The following is a 20986-nucleotide window of genomic DNA, read 5'->3' on the forward strand; positions in this document are numbered from 1 at the left end:
TTTAACCTAAAATACCGCATAGATGAGCAAAGAAGAGAAATACACCAAGAAAGGAAAATTACAAAAAGACTATTACGAAGGCGAGTTAGAAAAATTGCAGACCGAATTGGTTAAAATGCAAGAGTGGGTAAAGAAAGAAGGGTTAAAAGTAGTCGTTATTTTTGAAGGTAGAGATGCCGCTGGAAAAGGTGGTGTAATTAAAAGAATTACAGAAAAACTAAATCCCCGTGTGGCGAAAATTGTGGCACTTGGCGTTCCTACCGAAAAAGAAAAATCTCAGTGGTATTTCCAAAGATATGTGCCTCATCTTCCTGCGGCAGGAGAAATTGTTTTATTCGATAGAAGTTGGTACAACAGAGCCGGTGTAGAACATGTCATGGGCTTCTGTACTCCCGATCAATATCAAGAATTCTTAAGAACTTGTCCTGAATTCGAGAGAATGTTGATTCGTTCCGGCATCATTTTAATTAAATACTGGTTCTCTGTTTCTGACGAAGAGCAAGAAAAGCGTTTCGCAGAACGTATCAATTCTTCTATTAAAAGATGGAAGTTCTCGGAAATGGATTTGGAGTCTAGAGCTAAGTGGGTGGAGTATTCTAAAGCAAAAGACAATATGTTTGCTTACACCGATACCAAACAATCGCCTTGGTTTGTGGTCAAAGCAGACGACAAGAAGAAAGCTAGATTGAACTGTATCAGTCACTTTTTATCGAAAGTCCCTTATAAAGAAATCAAGTATAAGAAAATCGACTTACCTCCTATTAATAAGGAAGGATATGTTCGACCTCCGCTGGATGAACAGACGTTTGTTCCGGATAAATATTAGGTAGGTAGTAAAATAAAAATAGTCATCATTTCTTTCTGAATGATGACTATTTTTGATTTTTCTTTTCTTGCTTCTTCCTCTTTTTATTTTCCTTTCTAAAAGTTTTTGCCTCAGAAAGTAAATCTTTTCTACCTACTGCATATAGCTGTATTTTACTGTAATACTTTTCTGCCGCTTCATAATCCTTTTGTTTCTTAGCATCTCTTGCTAAAGCAGCTAAAGAATAATGATAATATCCCGATCCAAAATCTTTAATTTCTTCAACATATTCTACCGCTTTCTTGAAATAGAATTCAGCTGAATCTCGGTCACCAAGGTAATCTCTATAATAAGAACCTAAGAAAAAAGCAGCATAACGACCACTCATTTCTTCGTAACCCGTCTGTTTCTCTTCTACTCTATCATATAGCGATTTGCAAACTTTATATAATTGAGGGTAGCGTCCACTATAGTATAATAATCGAGCGTAATACCTATGGAAGTAAGGGTTATTTGGATACTTCGTGTGCAAATAGTCAGATATCTGAAGGGCTCGTATCATTTTTCCTCCTTTAGAAGAATGTACCTTCATCAGGTAATACATCGCTTCTATACGTGTATAAAAAGCCTCTTTACCACACGTTTCCAATTGTTCTATTCCTAATTCTTTATCTCCAGAATCAAATACCCATAAAACTGGACGAAGCATTTTATAATTTTCCTTGATCCACTCTACATAGTAATTGTAAAGCCCATCTCCGTAAAGTAACTCAGGAGTAAGATCGGTTTTAGGCATTTCTTTCAACTTATCGAAATAGTTCAATGCCTTTCTTACCGAGAAAGTAGCTTTTGTCCAATGATGTCGTTCACCATGTAAACGCCCTTCAAAAGCCCAAGTACCTGCTAAAATGAAAAGTGCTTCTTGATTCTTTTTATCCTCTTTGTACATCGCTTCTGCGTAATAAATAGCAGAATCCATATAAGCAAAAAATTGATCGTCGTAAGTATTATTTTCAATATTAGGAACAATTTTCCACCATTGACATAGACCCATTAAAAAATAAGGTAGGGGATGTTCGGGGTAATGACTTTTTAACCAATGAAATTGTCCTTCTGCCACTTTAAAATCAAAGTTATACATAGCATCTATACCAGAAGTAATTTCGAGCTGTACCGTAAGATTGGTCATAAGCATATCCACCTCATCTAATTTTGGAAGTTTTTGCTGTGCATTCACTTCATTATTAGTGAGGAAAAATACTAATATCAATATGCTTTTATAAATAAACCTCAAGGCGTAGTTTCCAATTGAAGAACAAATTTGGTAGTAGTCCCAGAGTAGTTTTTGTGTTACTCTTTAAAAAGACAACTCAATTTATACCCAATAAACCAATGTTAGGCAGTCTTTATCCTTTCTATAAGATATTTTAAGTTTTTTTACAATTCAAATTACATCTTCAAGCAATGTTTCAGTGTCAAGCAGGTGTTTGCCCCAAAGTTCTAACCATTTCTCTGTTTTGGGTAAAAAGTCCATTTCTTCTCCGTAAAAAGTCCCATCCAATTTACATGATATTAATCCATCATTGATTTTTCTGAAGAAATAAAATCCGGCATCAATATCTTTTGAGAAATCGATGGTTGGTACTTTTTCCTTAGCGAGGACTTCATTACATGCCCTTATCATCTGATGAAAATGAGCATTTGATGGATCGCCCATAGCTGATTTAGTCAAATAAGAATACAAAGAAATCTGTAAGGCTTTTGCATAATCCACATCATCGATAAACACCTCCCAATTTTTGGGCTTCATTTTCGATTCCACATAGCTTCCCGATTTATAATCTACAATTCTTAGCTTACCGTCTAAAACGTCTATTCTATCGGCCATACCTGCCAAACGTAGTTCTACTTTTTCTCCATTTATATCCAATGTGACATTGTGATTGATAAACTCCTCCAATCGAACAATTCCAAAAGCTTTCGATTCGGATGCCTCCAATTCCTCTATTTGTTTTTTGAAAAAGCGAACGATGATATTCTCAGCAACTGATTTTAATAAAAGGTTTTGACCTTTCACCAACTCTACCTTCTCTTTTTGGGCAGCGTCTTCAATAAGTTGAATGATAAAAGGTCGGTCATCTATGGCTTTCTTAAAATCATCTATTCTCAATACAAAAGAAGGTTGAATTTCTTTTTTCTTTGGATCGTACTCATCTTTTAAGCCTGCCATTCTTCTAAAACCCCATTCCATAGCAGTGTGTACTACATTACCAAAGCTTCTAGAATCCAAATCCTCTTCAATATCATCCGACTCATCTAACCCAATGACTTTTTGATCTATAAATGTGAGTGGATTTCTGATATATGAACTTATAGAAGATGGACTGACCCCTTTTTTCAATCGGGTAATGATACTTTCTTTTAACTCTTCGGATTTAGATACCTTAATCGGTTCCGACATTGTTTTATCTGCTTTTGCCAATAACCAAGCTTCTTGATGATCGTCTATTTGTTTTACTCTAAATCCACTATCTTCCATCATTTCCTCTTTTACCTGAAGCAGGTATCTACTTTGTTCGCCCACATCACTTCCAGAATTGGCGTCCAAATAACTAAACATTAGATGTTCCGATCGGTGGAATAAACGGTAGAAAGTATAAGCAAAAGCGGCATTTTTATCTTTGTATGTAGGTAATCCATAATTCGATCGGATATCAAATGGTATGATCGCTTCTACAGATTTTTTTGTTGGGAGCATTCCTTCATTACAAGTCAGAATCAAGACGTTTTTAAAATCCAAAGCACGGCTTTCCAACATACCCATAATCTGTAACGGAGCAATAGGTACACCTGTAAAAGGTACTTTTGTTCCTCTCAGCAACTCTAAAAGTAATGTTTTAAACATCTTGATAGGTAAATCACTTTCCTTCTGAATAAAATTAGGCAACACTTTATTCAGGTGTTTTAGATGTTCGAATAATATACTTAACAGCTCCTCTTCATAACTATAAATAGAATCGGATATTTTTACTTCTTCTTCTCCTACCGAATTGATACTCGATTTCATCATACGCAATAAGGCATTGATCAAGTCGATAAAGTTTTTGATAATGTCCTTATAGTTATTTTTCCAAGGTCGAAATACCACCTTGAATATTTCCATGTCACCCGATGCATCCACCAGGTAATCTAAAGGAATATTGATAAAATTTTTATTGACGATATCATCTAAAATACCGCTTGCAATCTGATCTATTTCTCTATAATTACTATTGAAGAAAGGATGTCTTAATATGTTCTGAACATTCTTGAAATAAACAGTGGCCTTATTATCCTTTTCTACCACCCTTTCTTTCATTAAGAAAATCTCTTTGATAAGATCAAAAAGTGGAGTAGTATCAAAACTAACACCCATAGTGATGTTGGTATATTCGGCCAACGTCTTTCCATCTTCAAAAGTAATATCAGGCAATGATTTTAGTAAAGCAGGTAATAGGCTTTCATCGGGTAATAAGATAGCGGTATGATTTAGTGTCTGACTAAACTCTAATTTATCTTTTTCAGTAGACAATAAAGAAATAAGCCACTCTCCTGCCAATTTTACTTCTCCAACCGTTGAACTCACTGATTTAAACCCGACCAATTTATCGTGGGTATTGAATTGGTCTATAGCAAAATGAGGATGTTGAGCGCCAAAACCATTGACATATTTTCTTAAATAATAACCTGCCTCGTGATTGATAGACTTATCCAAATAACGTTTATCTGCATCGAAATAGGTTTGTCCTTTTCCTAAATCGTTTAATTTTTGAACGATCTCTTGTTCTACCCCACTCATTTGAGAGAAACCTGCGAAAATTACTTTCTCTATTTCAAGTTCCTCCATACGGTCTTCCAGATTGGTCAGTGCTTCTCTGAAAAGCATACCACCATAGGCCAAACCTTTTGATAATAACGATTTTTTAAACGTCGCATAAGCATCAGCAAGGCGTTGCCAGAATATCAAGAACTCTGTCATGGAAGTCTTCCCCTCCCTCCAATTGCTTTTTAAATCTTCTTTTTCCTCATCACCTAATCCTTGAGCCCAATCTTCTAAAAGCTTTACTTCATTTAGATGTTCGAACATCTCATCTACCTTCTTTTCATTCAGATTATTATCAATCATATTAAATTCTGAAAGAAGCGACTTCCCTAAATGAACAAATTCCTCAATTTTTAAATCTTTGTCTTTTTCCTGATACACCTTAAATAGTTCGAACAATAAAGTCACATTATCCGCCTTCAGTAACTGAGAGAACAATTCTGCAAATCCTTCCATCGATATAATTTGAGGAGCGATGGTTAATTGATCGATAACACTACCAAAATATTGTTTAAAGTACATACATGCTCTTCGAGAAGGTAGTACAACAATAATTTTTGTTAGTTCATTTTTATGTTGCTGATAGACATTTCTTGCTACTTCTAATAAAAATGGTGAAGGATAGGTTTTCATTCTTAAGGGAAAAAAGGGGGTAGATAATAACTTTTTCTAGCATCGAAAATAAGAGGAAAAAATATAATATTTAAGGTGGATCAAAATAAATTTTACCAAAAGTAAAACCTATAGCAGATTTGTTCGTAAATTGAGTAGAGATTCACTTTAATAATCCGCCCAAATATGAACTTCTATACATTTAGTACAACAATTCTATTGATTATTGCAACATTTATCATTCTCCCAATATTTAAAGGATTTCAATACCTTCTTTCCCTAATATGGAAGGCTGTATCATGGATATTTATGACCGCTTTAGCTTTGATGATTGGAATGTATTTTCAATATCAACGTTTTAAGAAGGCATTTTTTGTTCTTGATTCCGTTCCTGTGCCCTCAAAATAGAGGAAAAGTTACTATCAAATGTTTGTAACAAATTGATAATAACCCATAGAATGTTATTTAAAATTTACTATTTCATGAATTTTTTTGTTTAAAAATCAAAAAAATCGAAATATTTAAGTCTAACCTTTAACATTACAACGGTTTCGCAATCGGTTTCTGAAAAGGTTTCTTAAAATGGTGATCTACATCATAACATTAGAAAAATAAATTCTAAAAATTGCAATCAGAATTTAGAATTGTCCATTTGACGTCAATTCGTATTCAACTGAAAATAAAACAATAAAATAAATCAATTTTAATCATATGTCACGTTTCGAAGAAAACTTCAAACACCCTTACGCTTACGACCCCAAATACAAAAAGCGTGTTGCTTATTTCTGTATGGAATTTGCTATCGACCAACCATTTAAAATCTATTCTGGTGGTTTAGGTTTCTTAGCAGGTTCTCACATGCGTTCAAGCTACGAGCTTAACCAAAACTTCATCGGTATTGGTATTCTTTGGAAATACGGTTACTATGACCAAGTACGTAAAGGTAACCAAGAAATGGATGCGTTATTCCAAGAGAAGATCAACAACTTCTTGGAAGACACAAATATCAAATTTACTATCGAAGTAAACGGTCACCCAGTTTGGGTAACTGCAAAGTATTTGCGTCCAGACGTATTCAAGACAGTACCAATGTTCTTCTTGACGACTGACCTACCTGAAAATGATTACTTGTCACAATCAATTTCTCACCGTCTATATGACGCTGACGCTTCTGCAAAAGTTGCTCAGTACATGCTATTAGGTTTAGGTGGTGCTAAATTATTGGATGAGTTAGAATATAACGCTGAAGTTTACCACTTCAACGAGGCTCACGCCCTTCCTGCTGCGTTCCACTTAGCGAACAAGTATGGTAAAGACATGGAGAAAGTGAAAGAAAAATTAGTTTTCACTACTCACACTCCTGAAGAAGCTGGTAACGAGAAGCACGATATCCACTTCCTTAATAAATTAGGTTACTTCAATGGTATTCCATTAGATGAAGTAAGAAAAATGACTGGTATCGAAAACGATACTTTCGATCACTCTCTTGCTTGTTTACGTCTATCGAGAGTAGCTAACGGTGTATCTAAATTACACGGTGAGGTATCAAACGATATGTGGAACAAATACGACAACATTTGCCGTATCACATCAATCACTAACGCACAAAACAGAACGTATTGGGCAGACGATCAATTGTACTCAGCACTTCATAAAGAAGATGACGAGAAATTATTAGATCGTAAGAGATACTTAAAATCGAAATTATTTGAAACAGTAGCTGACCAAACTGGTAAATTGATGGACCCTAAAGTCTTGACTATCGTTTGGGCACGTCGTTTCGCTGCATATAAGCGTGCTGACTTGATCACTAGAAACAAAGAGCGTTTCAACAGAATCATGAACAACCCAGACCGTCCAGTTCAAATTATCTGGGCAGGTAAGCCTTATCCAATGGATTACGGTGCGGTTTCAGTATTCAACCAACTAGTTCACCTTTCTAAAGACTATGGTAACATGGCTGTTTTAGTAGGTTACGAATTGAAGCTTTCTCGTAAGTTGAAGCAAGGTTCTGACGTATGGTTGAACAACCCACGTGTACCTCGTGAGGCTTCTGGTACTTCAGGTATGACATCTGCAATGAACGGTGGTATTAACCTTTCTACAAACGATGGTTGGATTCCTGAATTTGCTAACGGTGAGAACTCATACGTTCTTCCTCTAGCTGATTTGAATGCTCCAATCCACGAGCAAGATGAGCAAGACTTGAACAGCTTGTTAGATATCTTGGAGAATGAGATCATCCCAACATACTACGACAAGCCAGAAGAGTGGAACGAAAGAGTGAAAAACTCTATGAGAGACGTTCTTCCTTACTTCGATGCTAACCGTATGGCATTACAGTACTACGAAAAATTATACAATGAGTAAAAATTAGTAGGTTAACGCCTATTTACTATACAATTGTTATTTACTAAGCGAGTCTAATGAAATTAGGCTCGCTTTTTTTATCTTCGCAATCCCATTTTATTTCACCGAAATTCGAACCACAAACGGAAGTAAACTTTCCATTGTATTTTGAATCATCAAAAAATAAAGGGAAATTATATGTATGATAGTAGTTATCAACAGATTTATTCCATTTAAGGGGTATACAGCAATGGCTGTTTATCCTTTTGTGTTTGTACGAAAAGAATTTGAGAGTTATCAACATTCTGAGGAATGGAAAAGGATGATTTTACATGAAAAAATTCATTTCGCTCAACAAAAAGAACTATTGTTGATAACTTTTTATTTTATCTACTTTTTAGACTTTCTTTTTCAATTACTTATTCACAAAAATGTGAGTAAAGCCTATCGATTGATCTGTTTTGAACAAGAAGCGTATCAAAATGAAAAAAACAAGTCTTACTTATCAACACGTAAGCGTTTTTCTTGGCGTAAATACTTTCAATATTATAGAAAAAGAGTGTAGTTATTCACTTCGATTGGATAATTGATGTGTTTTTCTCTTATCAAATTCTCCCCTAGGTTTCTTTCCCTCTCAATATAAATAACGATAGATTACTGATCATCAAAAACTTAAGCATCAGATTACTTTTTGATAAGATCATGACCACTCCTATATTTTATTGACTCAAAAATAATCAGCAACTTTTACCCACAACATAAATTCAAACTACTCAACTAAAACTAAACGAAATGAAGAAATACTTATGGACTTCCCTCCTTTTCATATTCACATCTTTCCTTTTATGGGGACGCAATGAAGATGAACAAAATCAAGAAAAGCTTTCTGATGAAGAATTAATGGAAACTGTCCAAAAACAAACTTTTAGATACTTCTGGGATTATGGACATCCGCTTGCGGGATTAGCAAGAGAACGTAGCAATGGTAATGACGATATTGTTACCACAGGTGGTTCTGGTTTTGGGATTATGGCCATTATAGTAGGTATAGAACGTGGATATATTACTAGAGAAGAAGGAACAAAACGATTGATTCAAATCTATGAGTTTCTAAACAAATCAGATCAGTTTCATGGTGCTTTTCCACATTGGTACGATGGATCTACAGGTAAAGCATTTTCATTTTCTAAAAAAGATGATGGTGGAGATTTAGTGGAAACTGCTTTTCTAATTCAAGGAATTATCACCTCTCGTAATTATTTCAATCAGAATAATGAGGAAGAAAAAGAACTAAGAAAATTGGCAACTTCTTTATGGGAAGGTGTCGATTGGGATTGGTATAGAAACGGCACTGAAAATTTATATTGGCACTGGTCTCCAAACTATGATTTCCAAATGAATATGCCTTTGTATGGTTTTAACGAAACACAAATTGTGTATTTATTGGCAGCAGCCTCTCCAACACATCAAATTGATCCTAGTATTTATAAATCGTGCTGGGAAAATGGTACGGATCGTTATCAATTAAGCTTAGAGAAAGATTCTGCCAAACCGTTGTTCTGGGCACATTACTCTTACATTGGTTTAGATCCTAAGTTTAAAGACGGAAATTCAGAAAAAAACTACTTTCAATTAATTAAAGAAAGAACTTTAGAGAATAGACTTTGGTGTATCAATCAGAAAGATAAATACCCTAACTATGGAGAAAAAGAATGGGGTTTAACCGCTAGTGATGACCCTTTCCGTGGGTATATGGCACATGAACCAACGACCAACTTAGATAATGGTACAATTTCTCCAACGGCAGCTTTATCGTCGATTGTTTATACGCCAAAAGAGTCTCTTGAGGTTATGAGATATTTATATGAGACAAAACCTAAACTATGGGGTGAATATGGCTTTAAAGATGCATACAACCAAACCAACAACGATTGGTATGCTGAATCTTTTTTAGCCATTGATCAAGGACCAATTATCACAATGATTGAAAATTACAGAACCGGCCTTTTATGGAAATATTTTATGATGGACGAGGATATAAGAACAGGAATTCAAAGGTTGAATTGGACTTTTGAGCAATAATCTATTCTATTAATCAATAAAAAAGTGCTTCTCTTTAATTAGAAAAGCACTTTTTGATATTTAATCAATCAATTAGATTTCAAAATATATTACTCCAAACCGACTTTAAATGATAAAGGAAAAATGTAAACACTTTCGAATGCTACTCCTCTTATTTTAGCAGGTATCATAGTAGCATCTTTAAACACTAGAGATATCACTCTAAAAGCTTCTTTATCACATCTTGGCCCAATACCTTCTACTACTTTAAAGTTATAAACATCTCCTTTTTCACTGACGTACATCCTGGTATACACCTTCCCTTTGACCTCTTCATTTTTAGCTTCTCTGGGATATTTTATCACATAAGCAATAGAACGATAAACATGATACTTTCCTTTCTCATGCTTTGGTTCTTCTGTGAGTTGGAAATAGGTAAATTCCTTTTGGTTTTTGATAGATACTCCAGATATCAATTTACCATGAGCATCATACTTTTCGGTATATGTAAAAGATAATAGGTTATTTTTTCCGATCCATTCACCTACCTTATTTCCATTTTTTACTTTTCCTTTAGCAGTATGAATTCCATCCCAAGAATTGTAATCCAAATTGCCCTTTCCTTCTAAAACAGTTTGTTTGCCTTCTTTATTCCAAGCATTTTTAATTTCTGCAGTTTTAGAATTATAAGGATGCTTCTTAATTAATTTCAATTGGCCATTGGGGGAATACTCCACTTCCTCCTCGATCAAAACACCTTTATTATAAGTTTCTTTCTTTGCTAATGTTCCATTTTTATAATAATGGGTCATCTCACCGTGTTTTATACCTCGAAAATACTTAAAATATGTTCCTTTAGACTTAATGTTTCCATCTAAATAATAGACATAAACAGAATCTAAAACATTTCTTTCAGTGGATAATCGAATTTTAGCAATTGACTTCGCATCCGTTTTGCTGATACATTCTAATTCATTTTTATCCAAATACATGGATATGTAATCAGATTGAGCATTTACAGAATAACCTGTTAAAAGTAAAGAAAATAGTAAAAGTCGAAGAGTTGGTTTCATGAGAATAGATACAGGAGTAGTACCTCTAAGGTGTTCTCAGCTTAAATTTAAAATAAGCTTTACCGTCGGTTGCTACGCCTCGATTTTTAGTTGGTTCAAAATTAAATTTCTTTAAATACTTTCTTACTATTGCTAAAGCTTGACGTTCGCTTTCTGATACAGGTTCATCAGTAAATCTCATTTTTGCATATTCTGCCTTACCATCTTTGTTGATATAGACAGAGATATATACATGATCTGAATTTATATCCTTGGGTAAATCATTTATTTTTGATTTCACCTTTTTATAAAGTACATAATTCACCACATAGGGATAAACATATTCATCCTTATAAGTAAATACCTTTTTATCAGATTGTCGAATAGCCTGTCCTTTTTGCAAAGAACCATCAGCTCTGTAAGTATCTGTAAATGTAACATCAAGGTCTTCAATATATCCTGTCCACTCTCCTGTTTTATGGAATTTTGTCATTTTCCCCCCGTAAAGCTTTCCGGTTTTTTCTGACTTCCAAAAATATTCACCCTCTCCATTCGTACAGATTTGTTCTCCTTCTTCATTCCAGGCATTTAAATATTTTTCTTCATCATAACCACCAATTAGTATCAACTCTGATCTTTTCTGACCTTCAGGGAAAAATGTTTCTACAAATACATCTTTTTCAGACTTCTTATAATGGTAAATCCTACTTACATTTCCGTTTTTGTAGTACTCTTTATACTCGTTGATGTACCTTCCTTTTTTTACATCTTCTTTGAGTCCATTTGTTAGTAATACTCCATCAATTGAAAACGTTTTTATTTGATATAAGGGAGTTTCTGTACCTACATTCTCAATAGTTTGATAAAATTCAGCTTCATTTTTCTGACATTCAGCCTTCCATTTGTTTAGATAAATTTTTTCTTGACCAAAAACAGAAGTTGTGATCAATAAAAGGTACCCCAGTACCATTGCAATAGTTTTTTGATGTTTCATTTTTAATTGAAGTAGTTTTAAAAAGTAAAGTTTGTCTAAAAATAAAAAAGCAATTAATGCATTGACATTAATTGCTTTTTTAAAGATACTATTTCTAAATTAGAAATTATAATTTTTTCACCTCACCTAATTCAGGATCACCTTCTTCTCTGATAATCTGAACAGATACGATTTTATCGTTTGGACGGATATCATCTACTACTTCAACACCTTCGATTACTTTACCAAAACAAGTATGGTTACGGTCTAGGTGAGAAGTTTGTGCACGGCTGTGGCAAATAAAGAATTGTGAACCACCTGTGTTTCTACCAGCGTGAGCCATAGATAAAACACCACGGTCATGGTATTGGTTGTCGCCATCCAATTCACATGCAATTCTGTAACCAGGTCCACCAGCACCAGTACCATCAGGACATCCACCTTGGATTACGAAGTTAGGGATCACTCTGTGGAAAGTTAAACCATCGTAGTAGTTGTGTTCTGCAAGGTCTACGAAGTTAGCCACTGTATTAGGAGCATCGTTTAAGTAGAAATCTACTTTCATATCTCCTTTATCTGTTTTAATGATCGCTTTCATATCAATAATTTTTGAATAATTAAATTAAAGTGATGCAAAGGTAATTAAATTATCGATTTATGCATGATTAGGACGTAATGGAGTCAGATTAATTAGAGAAGAAACCACAACCTTTTCTCCATCGTAATCTCTTTCTACTGCATTACCTTTTTCCAACATCAATAATTTGTTTCCATTATCAAGGGTAACCACATACGTTTCGTAATAAGCTTTCCCTTGGTTTATAGCATCAGTAATTATTGACAAGGCATTATCATATCGATCCTGATCCTTTTCTGCTATATATCTATCTAAAGAAATATCTTCACCAAAGTAATTTTTCCAAGTTCCACTTTGATGCACTATTTCTTTTGGATTACTCGCACTTCTATAGATTACTGGGTTAGGTACTTTATCAACCCCGTTATCCAATTCACCCTCAAATTCTAATTTGGAAGCAATACTACAAATAGCATATACCTTACCAGCAGAATTTACCATAGGGAATTTTACACATTTGAATTTGCTACCATCCTCTCTTGTGTCTAGATAAGAAATTTCTGTTTCTTGTTCAGAAATTGCCTCATCCAATTCCCAAATTTCTTCTCCTTTTTCAGGTCCATAGATTTCTACATCAGTTTTTCCGATAATATCAAAGTCAACATCTAAAGAAGATATAAATGTCTGATCGGCCATGATATACTTTCCTTCAAGGTCTTTCATGTACACCTCTGCATCGTAAGTATCAAAAATAGCTTTCATTTGTCTTCTTGACTCGATTAGATCTATTTCTCTTTGCTTACGGTTAGTAATATCATGGAACATTACTGTTGCACCAACAATTTGATTATCGTCTGATATAATTGGGTAGTATCTCGTATCCATGATTCGTTTTAAATTTCCGAATTGGAAACTCATTTCATCATTAAATACTTCTCCGTCCAATACTCTTCTAATGTTCTTATGGTAATGATCCCTGTTTTCTGGTCGAACCATATCCAAGATCACTGTTTCTCCTTCTATGATATCTAAACCTCTAGTTTTTAAAGCTTCCTTGATAGCATTGTTGGCCAAAGTAACCATCATTTTTGTATCGATAGCGATAACAAAATCTTGTGTTACATCTAGGAATGCTTTTAAGTTCGCTTCTCTAAGAGATAACAATTCTTGCGATACTTTTAAGTCTACATTAGAAGAAATATCATTAATTGCTCCTGCAAATCGAACCGCTTTACCGTTTTCATTATGTTTTACCGCTCCTGAAACATGGAACCATTTGTAAGTACCATCTTTTAGTCTCAGTTGTACATCAGTTTGATTTGGTGCAATTCCTAAATGATCATTAATTAAACCATTGAATAATTTGGTTGATTCTTCTCTTTGATTAGGATGTATATTTTGTAAGAATGAATCTAAAGAATTTTCTAATTCACCTTCTTCATAACCCAGTAACTCTTCGTAACGAGGAGACCACCAGAAAATGGTAGAACTATCCAATTCCCCATTTTTTAAGACGGCATCCCAAATACCCTCGGTAGTACCTTGCAATGCTAGATCGAACCTTTCTAGTGTTTTTTCTAGTTCGTTCGTTCTTTCTTTTACTTGATTTTGAAGTGTTTTCTTTAAGTTTTCTAATTCGATCTGACGTCTTTCCATTTCCTCTTGAGTCGCTTGCAGCTCCTCATAATTCTGACGCATCTCTTCTTCTTGGCTTCTTAAGTGATCTCTTTGTTCTTGAGATGACATTAATAGCTCTTTGGTTCTTTCGTTATTTTTTGCCGTTCTCAGTGTAGAGGCAATAGATTCAGCTACTTTCTCTACAAATTCTACTTCAAAGCTTGCTATTTCTCTAAAACTTGCAATTTCTAAAACACCTTCAACAGCATCATTAATCTTTAAAGGAACAATTAAAACAGCTCTCGGTGTAGAATCACCTAAACCTGAAGTAATTTCAATATATCCCGGAGGAACGTCATTTAGATAAATGGTTTCTCCTAGCAAGTAAGATTGTCCAAGTAATCCTTCAGCAAAGCGACCATCGACATGTATCTTCTTCTCTATGATTCTTTTTCTCTCAAAAGCATATGTTGCTTCTAGATTAAGATATCTTTCTCCATCTTCATCTTCTTCAATAAAGAATAACTCTCCTTGGTTGGCATTTAAGTAACGAACCAATTCGGTTACAATAGAATTTGATAACTCTTTGATATCACTGTACTGTCTAAGAATATCTCCAAAATGGGCCATACCCTTAGTAATCCAGTTTCGTTTTTCATCCTCATCTGCCACATTTTTCAAACGATCCCTCATTTGAACCAATGCATTACCTAACATATCGTGATTACCTGCCGGCAAGAAATCAGCTTCAAAGTTCCCTTCACCAATGTTTAAGGCAAAAGCAGATGCTTTATCCAAGTTTTGTCGGAGTCGGTTGGACGAGGTAATGATATCGTTCATCTCATCATTGGTTTCTTCGATATTTTCACCGAGATCACCCACTGATAAACGGTCCAACTGATTAATTGGCCGTTGTAATGAGGTATTTAATGTTCGAATTACAAGTAGTGATGAACCAATGGCCAAGATGGCAAAGAATGCTGTAACAAAGGCAATTGATGAGTTAGCACTATCAATATCTTCGTTGATTCTCTTTACATCATCCAACATGGCTTTTTGTTGCTGTTGAGATAATGGGCCTAAATATTCTCTAATTTCTGCTTTAAGTGGTGATATATTGTTCAATAAATAATCGACAATATATTCGTCTACCTCTACTTTCTTTTTAAAACTTTCGAGCTTTAATCGTAATGTGAGGGAATCGAGTTCTTCTATGTCTTCTTGAATTGCAGCAAAATCGGTAAGATGTTGCTCAAAGTAGAGTTCTAGATCGTCCTGACCGTGTTTATACTCCTTCAAAAGAATACCTAATGCATCTATGGAACGTCTGTCTTGAGAAGTCAGTTGTTTGCCTAAAATTTCTAGTTTTTCTAAGGCTGGTAAAATATCAGTATCCCAAAGCGAGTTTCTTTCGTCTTTGTAACTGTCGTCTTTTGTCAAAAAGTAGCCTCTTTGTGCTGCAGATACCCTATCGAGACCTGCATTAATTCTAGAAGTCATGACGGTGATAGGATTTCTAGTTTGGATTACCCTATCACCAACATCACTTACTAATTTATTTTGATAGACCACAAAAATTGTGAAGGCAATCAAAATCAAAAGGTAAGAAGTCGTTAGGAGAACGTTCCTACCCTGAATAGTTCTAAAACTAAAGTAACGTATTAATTGACGTTTAAAATTATCTGTATCAATTCTATTTCTCATCGAGAAGTCTATTTTTCAGCTAGATAACACAGAGATATCAGCTGTACCTGACTCCCTGATAATCAAGAATCTGAACTACGGTCACTCATTCCTTTTTGATAGCATTTTCTACATCTTGCTTCATAGGAATCTGTTTCTCCTAGAAGAACTTGATCCTTAGATGCAGATAATCGGTAGGAATATAATGCCGGTTCACCACATTTCACACAAATAGCGTGCAACTTTGTAACATATTCAGCAATTGCCATTAATTGTGGCATAGGTTCGAACGGATTCCCTTGAAAATCCATATCTAAACCACATACAATAATACGATGCCCTTTGTTGGCTAAGTCAACACAAACATCGACTAAAGTCTGATCAAAAAACTGTGCTTCATCAATAGCTATAACTTCATTTTTGCCAACATATTGTGTAATCTCCCCTGCAGTTTTCACTGGAGTGGAAATAATTGAGTTAGAATTATGAGATACTACGTTTTCTTCGTGATATCTTGTATCTACAGCAGGTTTAAAAATATGTACTGTTTGTTTTGCAATTGTTGCTCTGTTAACTCTTCTGATAAGTTCTTCAGTTTTGCCTGAAAACATGGAGCCACACACTACTTCTATCCAGCCAATTGCCTTCTCGTCTGATCGGTCGTTAAATCTAGGTTCTACAAACATTTTGATACAGTTGAATTATTAGTTTGCAAAGGTACACTTTTGTCTGTACCAATAACTATTAATGTATCAATTCATTTGTTAACTTTGCAAAGTAAGATTAAGGATGGGCATTCGATATGAAAGAAGATAAAAAAGTATTAATAGTGGTGGTTGGGCCAACAGCGGTTGGTAAGACAGATTTTTGTGTGAAATTGGCACAAGAATTAAAAACTGAGGTGGTGTATGCCGATTCCCGTCAATTTTTCAAAGAAATGCAAATTGGTACTGCTCGACCAACAGAAGAGGAAATGCAAGACGTTCCCCATCATTTTGTTGGGCATTTAAGTATCAATCAAGAATATAGTTTCGGACATTACGAAAAAGACACACTTGCTTTGTTAGAGGATCTTTTTCAAAAACATCAAACAGTCATTCTTTCCGGAGGTTCAGGCATGTATGTTGATGCAGTATGCAAAGGAATCGACCCAATGCCTACGTCTCAGCCCGAAATTCGAAATAAGCTTAATCAACAATTCAAAGACGAAGGTATTCAACCTTTGCTTGATCAATTAAAAATCAAAGATCCTGAATATTATGAAGTGGTCGATAGAGCAAATACACAGCGTGTGATTAGAGCTTTGGAGGTCATAGAAATTACAGGCAAAACCTATACAAGTCAAAGAAACAAAGCTTCCGTACAACGACCTTTTGATATTATCACTATTGGATTAGACAGAGACCGACAAGAATTGTATGATAGGATCAATTTTAGAATGGAACTGATGCTAAAAAATGGTTTGGTCGAAGAAGTTGAACGACTTAAAGAATACAAAACACACAACGCCTTACAAACTGTAGGGTACAAAGAAATTTTTGATTTTTGGGATCAAAAACACGATTGGAAAGAAACGGTTGAACTACTAAAGAGGAATAGCAGAAGATATGCTAAGAAACAATTAAGTTGGTTCCGAAGAAATCCTGACACCCACTGGGCACACCCAGATCAATTAAAAGAAGTAATAAAGTATTTGAATGAAAAAATTAACCAATAACGCTCCATTTTTCCTAAAAGAAGGAGACCCCTTATCCGCTTTATTTACAGCCGCATCCGAAGGAATTGTAATTATTAATAGAAAAGGAATCATTATAGGTGTGAACCCGATGGCCGAAAAAATATTTGGCTATGGCCAAAACGAACTCATCGATCAACCTATAGAAACACTTGTTCCTGATAGCTTAAAAAAAACACACGTATCGTTTAGAAACAGTTCTTTTGAACAACCTAAAATGCGTACTAAAGGTGATGGAAAAGAATTTCAGGCTCAGAAAAAAGATGGGTCTACTTTTATTGTAGAGATATCGATTAGTCCTCTAGAAATTGAAGGTGAACATTATTATACGGCCTTTGTAAATGATATTACAAAGAGAAAAATTGCAGAAAAAGAAGTCATCGAACAACGTCAACTTCTTGAATATTATGCTGATTATGCTCCTGCGGCAATTGCTATGTTGGATTTAGAATTAAAATATCTAGTAGCAAGTTCTCGTTGGAAAAAAACAATTTTAGATTCTAGACAAGATTTATCTGATGTAATAGGCCATAGTATCACGGAAGATTATTACTTCAAAGAAGATTGGAAAAATATTTTCCAGAATGTTTTATTGGGTCAAAAAACAGGCATACAACTCGATCATATCCAAAAATTCAATGGAGATACGGTTTGTATTGAATGGGAAGCCCACCCTTGGTACAACAACGATAGAGAAATTAGCGGAATCATCATTTTTGCAGAGGATGTAACTACTCGGATTGAAAACGAGAATAAAGTACAGCAATATCTGCAAGAATTGATTTCTAAAAATAGAGAATTGGAAGACTTTGCTTATGTGAGTTCACATGACTTACAGGAGCCTTTAAGAAAAATTCGTGCTTTTGGGGATCGACTTCAAAAGAAAGAAAAAGAAAATCTTTCTGATAAAGGAAAAGATTACATCGATAGAATGTTGAGTTCTGCGGAAAGAATGCAACAATTAATTTCTGATTTATTACGCTTCTCGAGGATATCATCAAAGGCTAAACCGTTTGGAGAAATCGACTTGAATAAGATCCTGGAGGACGTTTTATCTGACTTGGAAATATCAATTACTGATTCGAATGCAGAAATTAACCTTCCCGATTTACCAACAATCAAAGGGGACGAAACACAGCTTAGACAACTGTTTCAAAATTTAATTTCAAATGCCATCAAATTTAAACAAGATGATCTTGACCCGGTTGTGAAAATCACGTTTAAAGAAGATGAAAATCAACCTAACTTTATTTATATTTCGGTAGAAGATAATGGAATCGGATTCGATCAAAAATACAGTGATAGAATCTTCCAGATTTTTCAACGACTAGAAGGTAGAAAATACAATGGTTCTGGAATTGGTCTGGCTATCTGTAAAAAAATTGCTCAACGACATGGAGGGGATATTACAGCAGAAAGTGTGATTAATAAAGGGACGGTATTTACTATTAGTATGCAAACAAATATTGAGAACGGAACTTACTAAACTATTTAGTTTATTTTTTACATAGACTTACCAAACATAACTTTCATTTTATGAACAATTATCTAACGCCCATGAATATTATTTGTGCTGAAGACGATCCTGATGATCGTATGATGACACAAGAAGCTTTTGATGAATGTGAATTAAAAGGTGATCTTACTTTTGTCGAAAATGGAGAGGAATTAATGAGTTATTTAAATCGGAATAATCAATTTCAAGAACTTGAAAACCAATGTTTACCCGATTTAATTTTACTTGACCTCAACATGCCTAAAAAAGATGGCAAAGACTGCATTTGTGAGATCAAAAAAGACCCAACATTAAAAAAAATCCCAATAGTGGTTTTAACAACTTCAAACGATGAGGATGATATCCTAAAAACTTATAACTTAGGGGTTAGTTCGTATATTACTAAACCGGTACAGTTTGATGCCATGGTGGATATCTTTAAAACCATCCATCAATATTGGTTCAACACTGTACGTTTACCAAAAAATTAAAAAACCATTTATTAAATGCCCTTCTCTAATATATTAGAACAACCAAGTGCTACTATTAAAGTACTTTTAATCGATGATGATGAAGACGACTACATCATTACCGAAGATATTTTAGAAGAAATACCCTTTCGTAATTATTCATTAGAATGGGAGCCTAATTATGACAAGGCACTTGAAAAAGTGATGAGTGGTGATTATGATGTTTATATTGTTGATTACCTTCTTGGTGCAAAAAGTGGCCTTGATCTAATTATTGAATCACTTGATAAAACTGGAAGACATCTACCTTTTATTCTTCTTACAGGACAAGGTGATGTAAAGGTCGATGAACAAGCGATGACTGCCGGTGCATCTGATTATTTGGTGAAGGGAAAAATGACTTATCAACAACTTGAAAGAGCGATAAGACATAGTATTCTGCATAGTTCGAACATCAATCATATTAAAGAACTAAACGAACAATTAGAACAACGTGTTCAAGACAGAACAAGACAGCTGGATAAAGCCATTAAAACTTTACAGCGTTCTAACGAGGATCTTGAACTACAAATAAATGAGAGAAAAAAAGCGGAAGAGGAACTCGTAAGGAGTCAGGCGATCTATAAAGTAATTGCCCACAACTTCCCTTATGGTATTGTTGCCGTACTCGACGAAAATTTACATTATATATTTGCAGACGGTAAAGGTTTTAAAGACCTTGAACTTGACTCTAAAAAAATAATTGGAGCTCGTTTCTTTGAATTTTTATCAAGAAATGACCCTGCAATGGCTGATGTTTATACTCAAAAATTTGAGCTCACAAAACAGGTCATTGATTCTGGAGAGGAAATTATATTTGAGTTTGATTACAAGGACATCAAGTACTCTGTGATTATTGTCCCTATTAAAAATAGTCGACAGCAAACCAAACAACTTTTAGTGGTAATGTTGAACATTACCCAGCAAAGAAAAGCAGAAAAAGAAATCCTAAAATCACTCAAAAAAGAAAGACAACTAAACGAGTTAAAAAGTCGATTTGTTTCTATGGCTTCTCATGAATTTAGAACGCCGTTGAGTACGATATTATCCTCTGTTTCTTTGATTTCTAGATACACATCTTTAGAACAAGCAGAAAAAAGGGAAAAACATATTAAAAGAATCAAATCTTCCGTTAACAATCTTACACAAATTTTGAATGATTTCCTTTCTATTAGTAAATTGGAGGAAGGAAAGGCAAAAGTGCATATTTCCACTATTCAGATTTACGATTTTATAGAAAATATCTGTGATGAAATGATTCCTGTAAAGAAGCAGGGACAAAAAATTATCATTTCTCATAATGGAGAGGAAAAGATTAAATCTGATCCTCAGATTTTAAAAAACATCATCATCAATTTACTATCAAATGCTATAAAATATTCGAGGATTGGTGATCGTATTTGGGTAGATTCTGAAGTAAACGAAGAAACATTTTCTATTAGCATAAGAGATGAAGGAATGGGTATTCCTGAAAAGGAACAAGTTCACCTATTCGACCGATTCTTCCGTGCTGAGAATGCTATAAATATACAGGGTACTGGACTAGGACTAAACATTGTTAGTAAGTACCTTGAGATGTTAAAAGGTGCGATTGACTTTGTTTCGAAAGAGGAACAGGGCACAACATTTACTGTAACAATACCGAAAAATTAGTTT

At 34.5% G+C, this 20986-nt stretch carries 15 protein-coding genes; 8 read left to right on the top strand and 7 right to left on the bottom strand.

The window, feature by feature from the left end; translation table 11 throughout:
* The first annotated feature begins 22 nt into the window (after positions 1-22).
* Complete coding sequence (gene ppk2, locus MY04_RS11655) at positions 23-826, top strand: polyphosphate kinase 2 (RefSeq protein WP_066209868.1); 804 nt, start codon at positions 23-25, stop codon at positions 824-826.
* Between the two features lie 46 nt (positions 827-872).
* Here ppk2 and MY04_RS11660 read toward each other — a convergent pair whose 3' ends face one another.
* The gene (locus MY04_RS11660; protein WP_101958146.1) at positions 873-2075 is read right to left on the bottom strand and encodes a tetratricopeptide repeat protein; all 1203 of its coding nucleotides are present in this window, start codon (positions 2073-2075) and stop codon (positions 873-875) included.
* Between the two features lie 174 nt (positions 2076-2249).
* Complete coding sequence (locus MY04_RS11665; protein ID WP_066209872.1) at positions 2250-5300, bottom strand: PD-(D/E)XK nuclease family protein; 3051 nt, start codon at positions 5298-5300, stop codon at positions 2250-2252.
* 690 nt (positions 5301-5990) lie between these two features.
* On the opposite strand from MY04_RS11665, the gene glgP reads away from it, so the two are divergent.
* The 3 genes from glgP to MY04_RS11680 all read left to right on the top strand — a co-directional run bounded on the left by glgP (position 5991) and on the right by MY04_RS11680 (position 9710).
* Entirely contained in the window at positions 5991-7649 is a 1659-nt protein-coding gene (gene glgP, locus MY04_RS11670) for an alpha-glucan family phosphorylase (protein ID WP_066209876.1), read from the top strand.
* A 181-nt stretch (positions 7650-7830) separates the two neighbouring features.
* Entirely contained in the window at positions 7831-8193 is a 363-nt protein-coding gene (locus MY04_RS11675; RefSeq protein ID WP_084005857.1) for a hypothetical protein, read from the top strand.
* 227 nt (positions 8194-8420) lie between these two features.
* A complete protein-coding gene (locus tag MY04_RS11680; protein WP_066209878.1) occupies positions 8421-9710 on the top strand; it encodes a glucoamylase family protein in 1290 nt (429 codons plus the stop codon).
* 89 nt (positions 9711-9799) lie between these two features.
* On the opposite strand, the gene MY04_RS11685 is transcribed toward MY04_RS11680, so the two are convergent.
* The 5 genes from MY04_RS11685 to MY04_RS11705 form a co-directional block, all read right to left on the bottom strand.
* Complete coding sequence (locus tag MY04_RS11685; protein WP_066209880.1) at positions 9800-10762, bottom strand: energy transducer TonB; 963 nt, start codon at positions 10760-10762, stop codon at positions 9800-9802.
* 25 nt (positions 10763-10787) lie between these two features.
* Positions 10788-11735, bottom strand: a complete 948-nt coding sequence (locus MY04_RS11690; RefSeq protein WP_066209882.1) for a hypothetical protein — start codon at positions 11733-11735, stop codon at positions 10788-10790.
* 106 nt (positions 11736-11841) lie between these two features.
* Entirely contained in the window at positions 11842-12312 is a 471-nt protein-coding gene (locus MY04_RS11695) for a peptidylprolyl isomerase (protein ID WP_066209884.1), read from the bottom strand.
* A 57-nt stretch (positions 12313-12369) separates the two neighbouring features.
* Positions 12370-15612, bottom strand: coding sequence for a PAS domain-containing protein (locus tag MY04_RS11700; protein ID WP_066209885.1), 3243 nt, complete (start codon positions 15610-15612; stop codon positions 12370-12372).
* A 62-nt stretch (positions 15613-15674) separates the two neighbouring features.
* Complete coding sequence (locus tag MY04_RS11705; protein WP_066209887.1) at positions 15675-16277, bottom strand: thymidine kinase; 603 nt, start codon at positions 16275-16277, stop codon at positions 15675-15677.
* Between the two features lie 116 nt (positions 16278-16393).
* On the opposite strand from MY04_RS11705, the gene miaA reads away from it, so the two are divergent.
* Genes miaA through MY04_RS11725 form a run of 4 tightly spaced genes read left to right on the top strand, consistent with a single transcriptional unit; the run spans position 16394 to position 20983 of the window.
* The gene (gene miaA / locus MY04_RS11710) at positions 16394-17308 is read left to right on the top strand and encodes a tRNA (adenosine(37)-N6)-dimethylallyltransferase MiaA (protein ID WP_066209890.1); all 915 of its coding nucleotides are present in this window, start codon (positions 16394-16396) and stop codon (positions 17306-17308) included.
* Positions 17289-18812, top strand: coding sequence for a PAS domain-containing sensor histidine kinase (locus MY04_RS11715; RefSeq protein ID WP_066209891.1), 1524 nt, complete (start codon positions 17289-17291; stop codon positions 18810-18812). The genes miaA and MY04_RS11715 overlap by 20 nt, the downstream gene beginning before the upstream one ends.
* A gap of 50 nt (positions 18813-18862) precedes the next feature.
* The gene (locus tag MY04_RS11720; protein WP_066209893.1) at positions 18863-19312 is read left to right on the top strand and encodes a response regulator; all 450 of its coding nucleotides are present in this window, start codon (positions 18863-18865) and stop codon (positions 19310-19312) included.
* A 15-nt stretch (positions 19313-19327) separates the two neighbouring features.
* Positions 19328-20983 carry an ATP-binding protein gene (locus MY04_RS11725; RefSeq protein ID WP_066209896.1) on the top strand — a complete coding sequence of 552 codons (1656 nt, stop codon included), beginning with the start codon at positions 19328-19330 and terminating at the stop codon, positions 20981-20983.
* The last annotated feature ends 3 nt before the right edge of the window (positions 20984-20986 follow it).

This window comes from Flammeovirga sp. MY04, from assembly GCF_001682195.2.
Lineage (GTDB): Bacteria > Bacteroidota > Bacteroidia > Cytophagales > Flammeovirgaceae > Flammeovirga > Flammeovirga yaeyamensis.

What these genes read in the sequence shown, in the direction of transcription:
- miaA (WP_066209890.1), top strand. Translation starts at nt 16,394, where the DNA reads ATGAAAGAAGATAAAAAAGTATTAATAGTGGTGGTTGGGCCAACAGCG.
- MY04_RS11725 (WP_066209896.1), top strand. Translation starts at nt 19,328, where the DNA reads ATGCCCTTCTCTAATATATTAGAACAACCAAGTGCTACTATTAAAGTA.
- MY04_RS11680 (WP_066209878.1), top strand. Translation starts at nt 8,421, where the DNA reads ATGAAGAAATACTTATGGACTTCCCTCCTTTTCATATTCACATCTTTC.
- MY04_RS11690 (WP_066209882.1), bottom strand. Translation starts at nt 11,735, where the DNA reads ATGAAACATCAAAAAACTATTGCAATGGTACTGGGGTACCTTTTATTG.
- ppk2 (WP_066209868.1), top strand. Translation starts at nt 23, where the DNA reads ATGAGCAAAGAAGAGAAATACACCAAGAAAGGAAAATTACAAAAAGAC.
- MY04_RS11705 (WP_066209887.1), bottom strand. Translation starts at nt 16,277, where the DNA reads ATGTTTGTAGAACCTAGATTTAACGACCGATCAGACGAGAAGGCAATT.
- MY04_RS11685 (WP_066209880.1), bottom strand. Translation starts at nt 10,762, where the DNA reads ATGAAACCAACTCTTCGACTTTTACTATTTTCTTTACTTTTAACAGGT.
- MY04_RS11665 (WP_066209872.1), bottom strand. Translation starts at nt 5,300, where the DNA reads ATGAAAACCTATCCTTCACCATTTTTATTAGAAGTAGCAAGAAATGTC.
- MY04_RS11720 (WP_066209893.1), top strand. Translation starts at nt 18,863, where the DNA reads ATGAACAATTATCTAACGCCCATGAATATTATTTGTGCTGAAGACGAT.
- MY04_RS11700 (WP_066209885.1), bottom strand. Translation starts at nt 15,612, where the DNA reads ATGAGAAATAGAATTGATACAGATAATTTTAAACGTCAATTAATACGT.
- MY04_RS11675 (WP_084005857.1), top strand. Translation starts at nt 7,831, where the DNA reads ATGATAGTAGTTATCAACAGATTTATTCCATTTAAGGGGTATACAGCA.
- MY04_RS11715 (WP_066209891.1), top strand. Translation starts at nt 17,289, where the DNA reads ATGAAAAAATTAACCAATAACGCTCCATTTTTCCTAAAAGAAGGAGAC.
- MY04_RS11695 (WP_066209884.1), bottom strand. Translation starts at nt 12,312, where the DNA reads ATGAAAGCGATCATTAAAACAGATAAAGGAGATATGAAAGTAGATTTC.
- glgP (WP_066209876.1), top strand. Translation starts at nt 5,991, where the DNA reads ATGTCACGTTTCGAAGAAAACTTCAAACACCCTTACGCTTACGACCCC.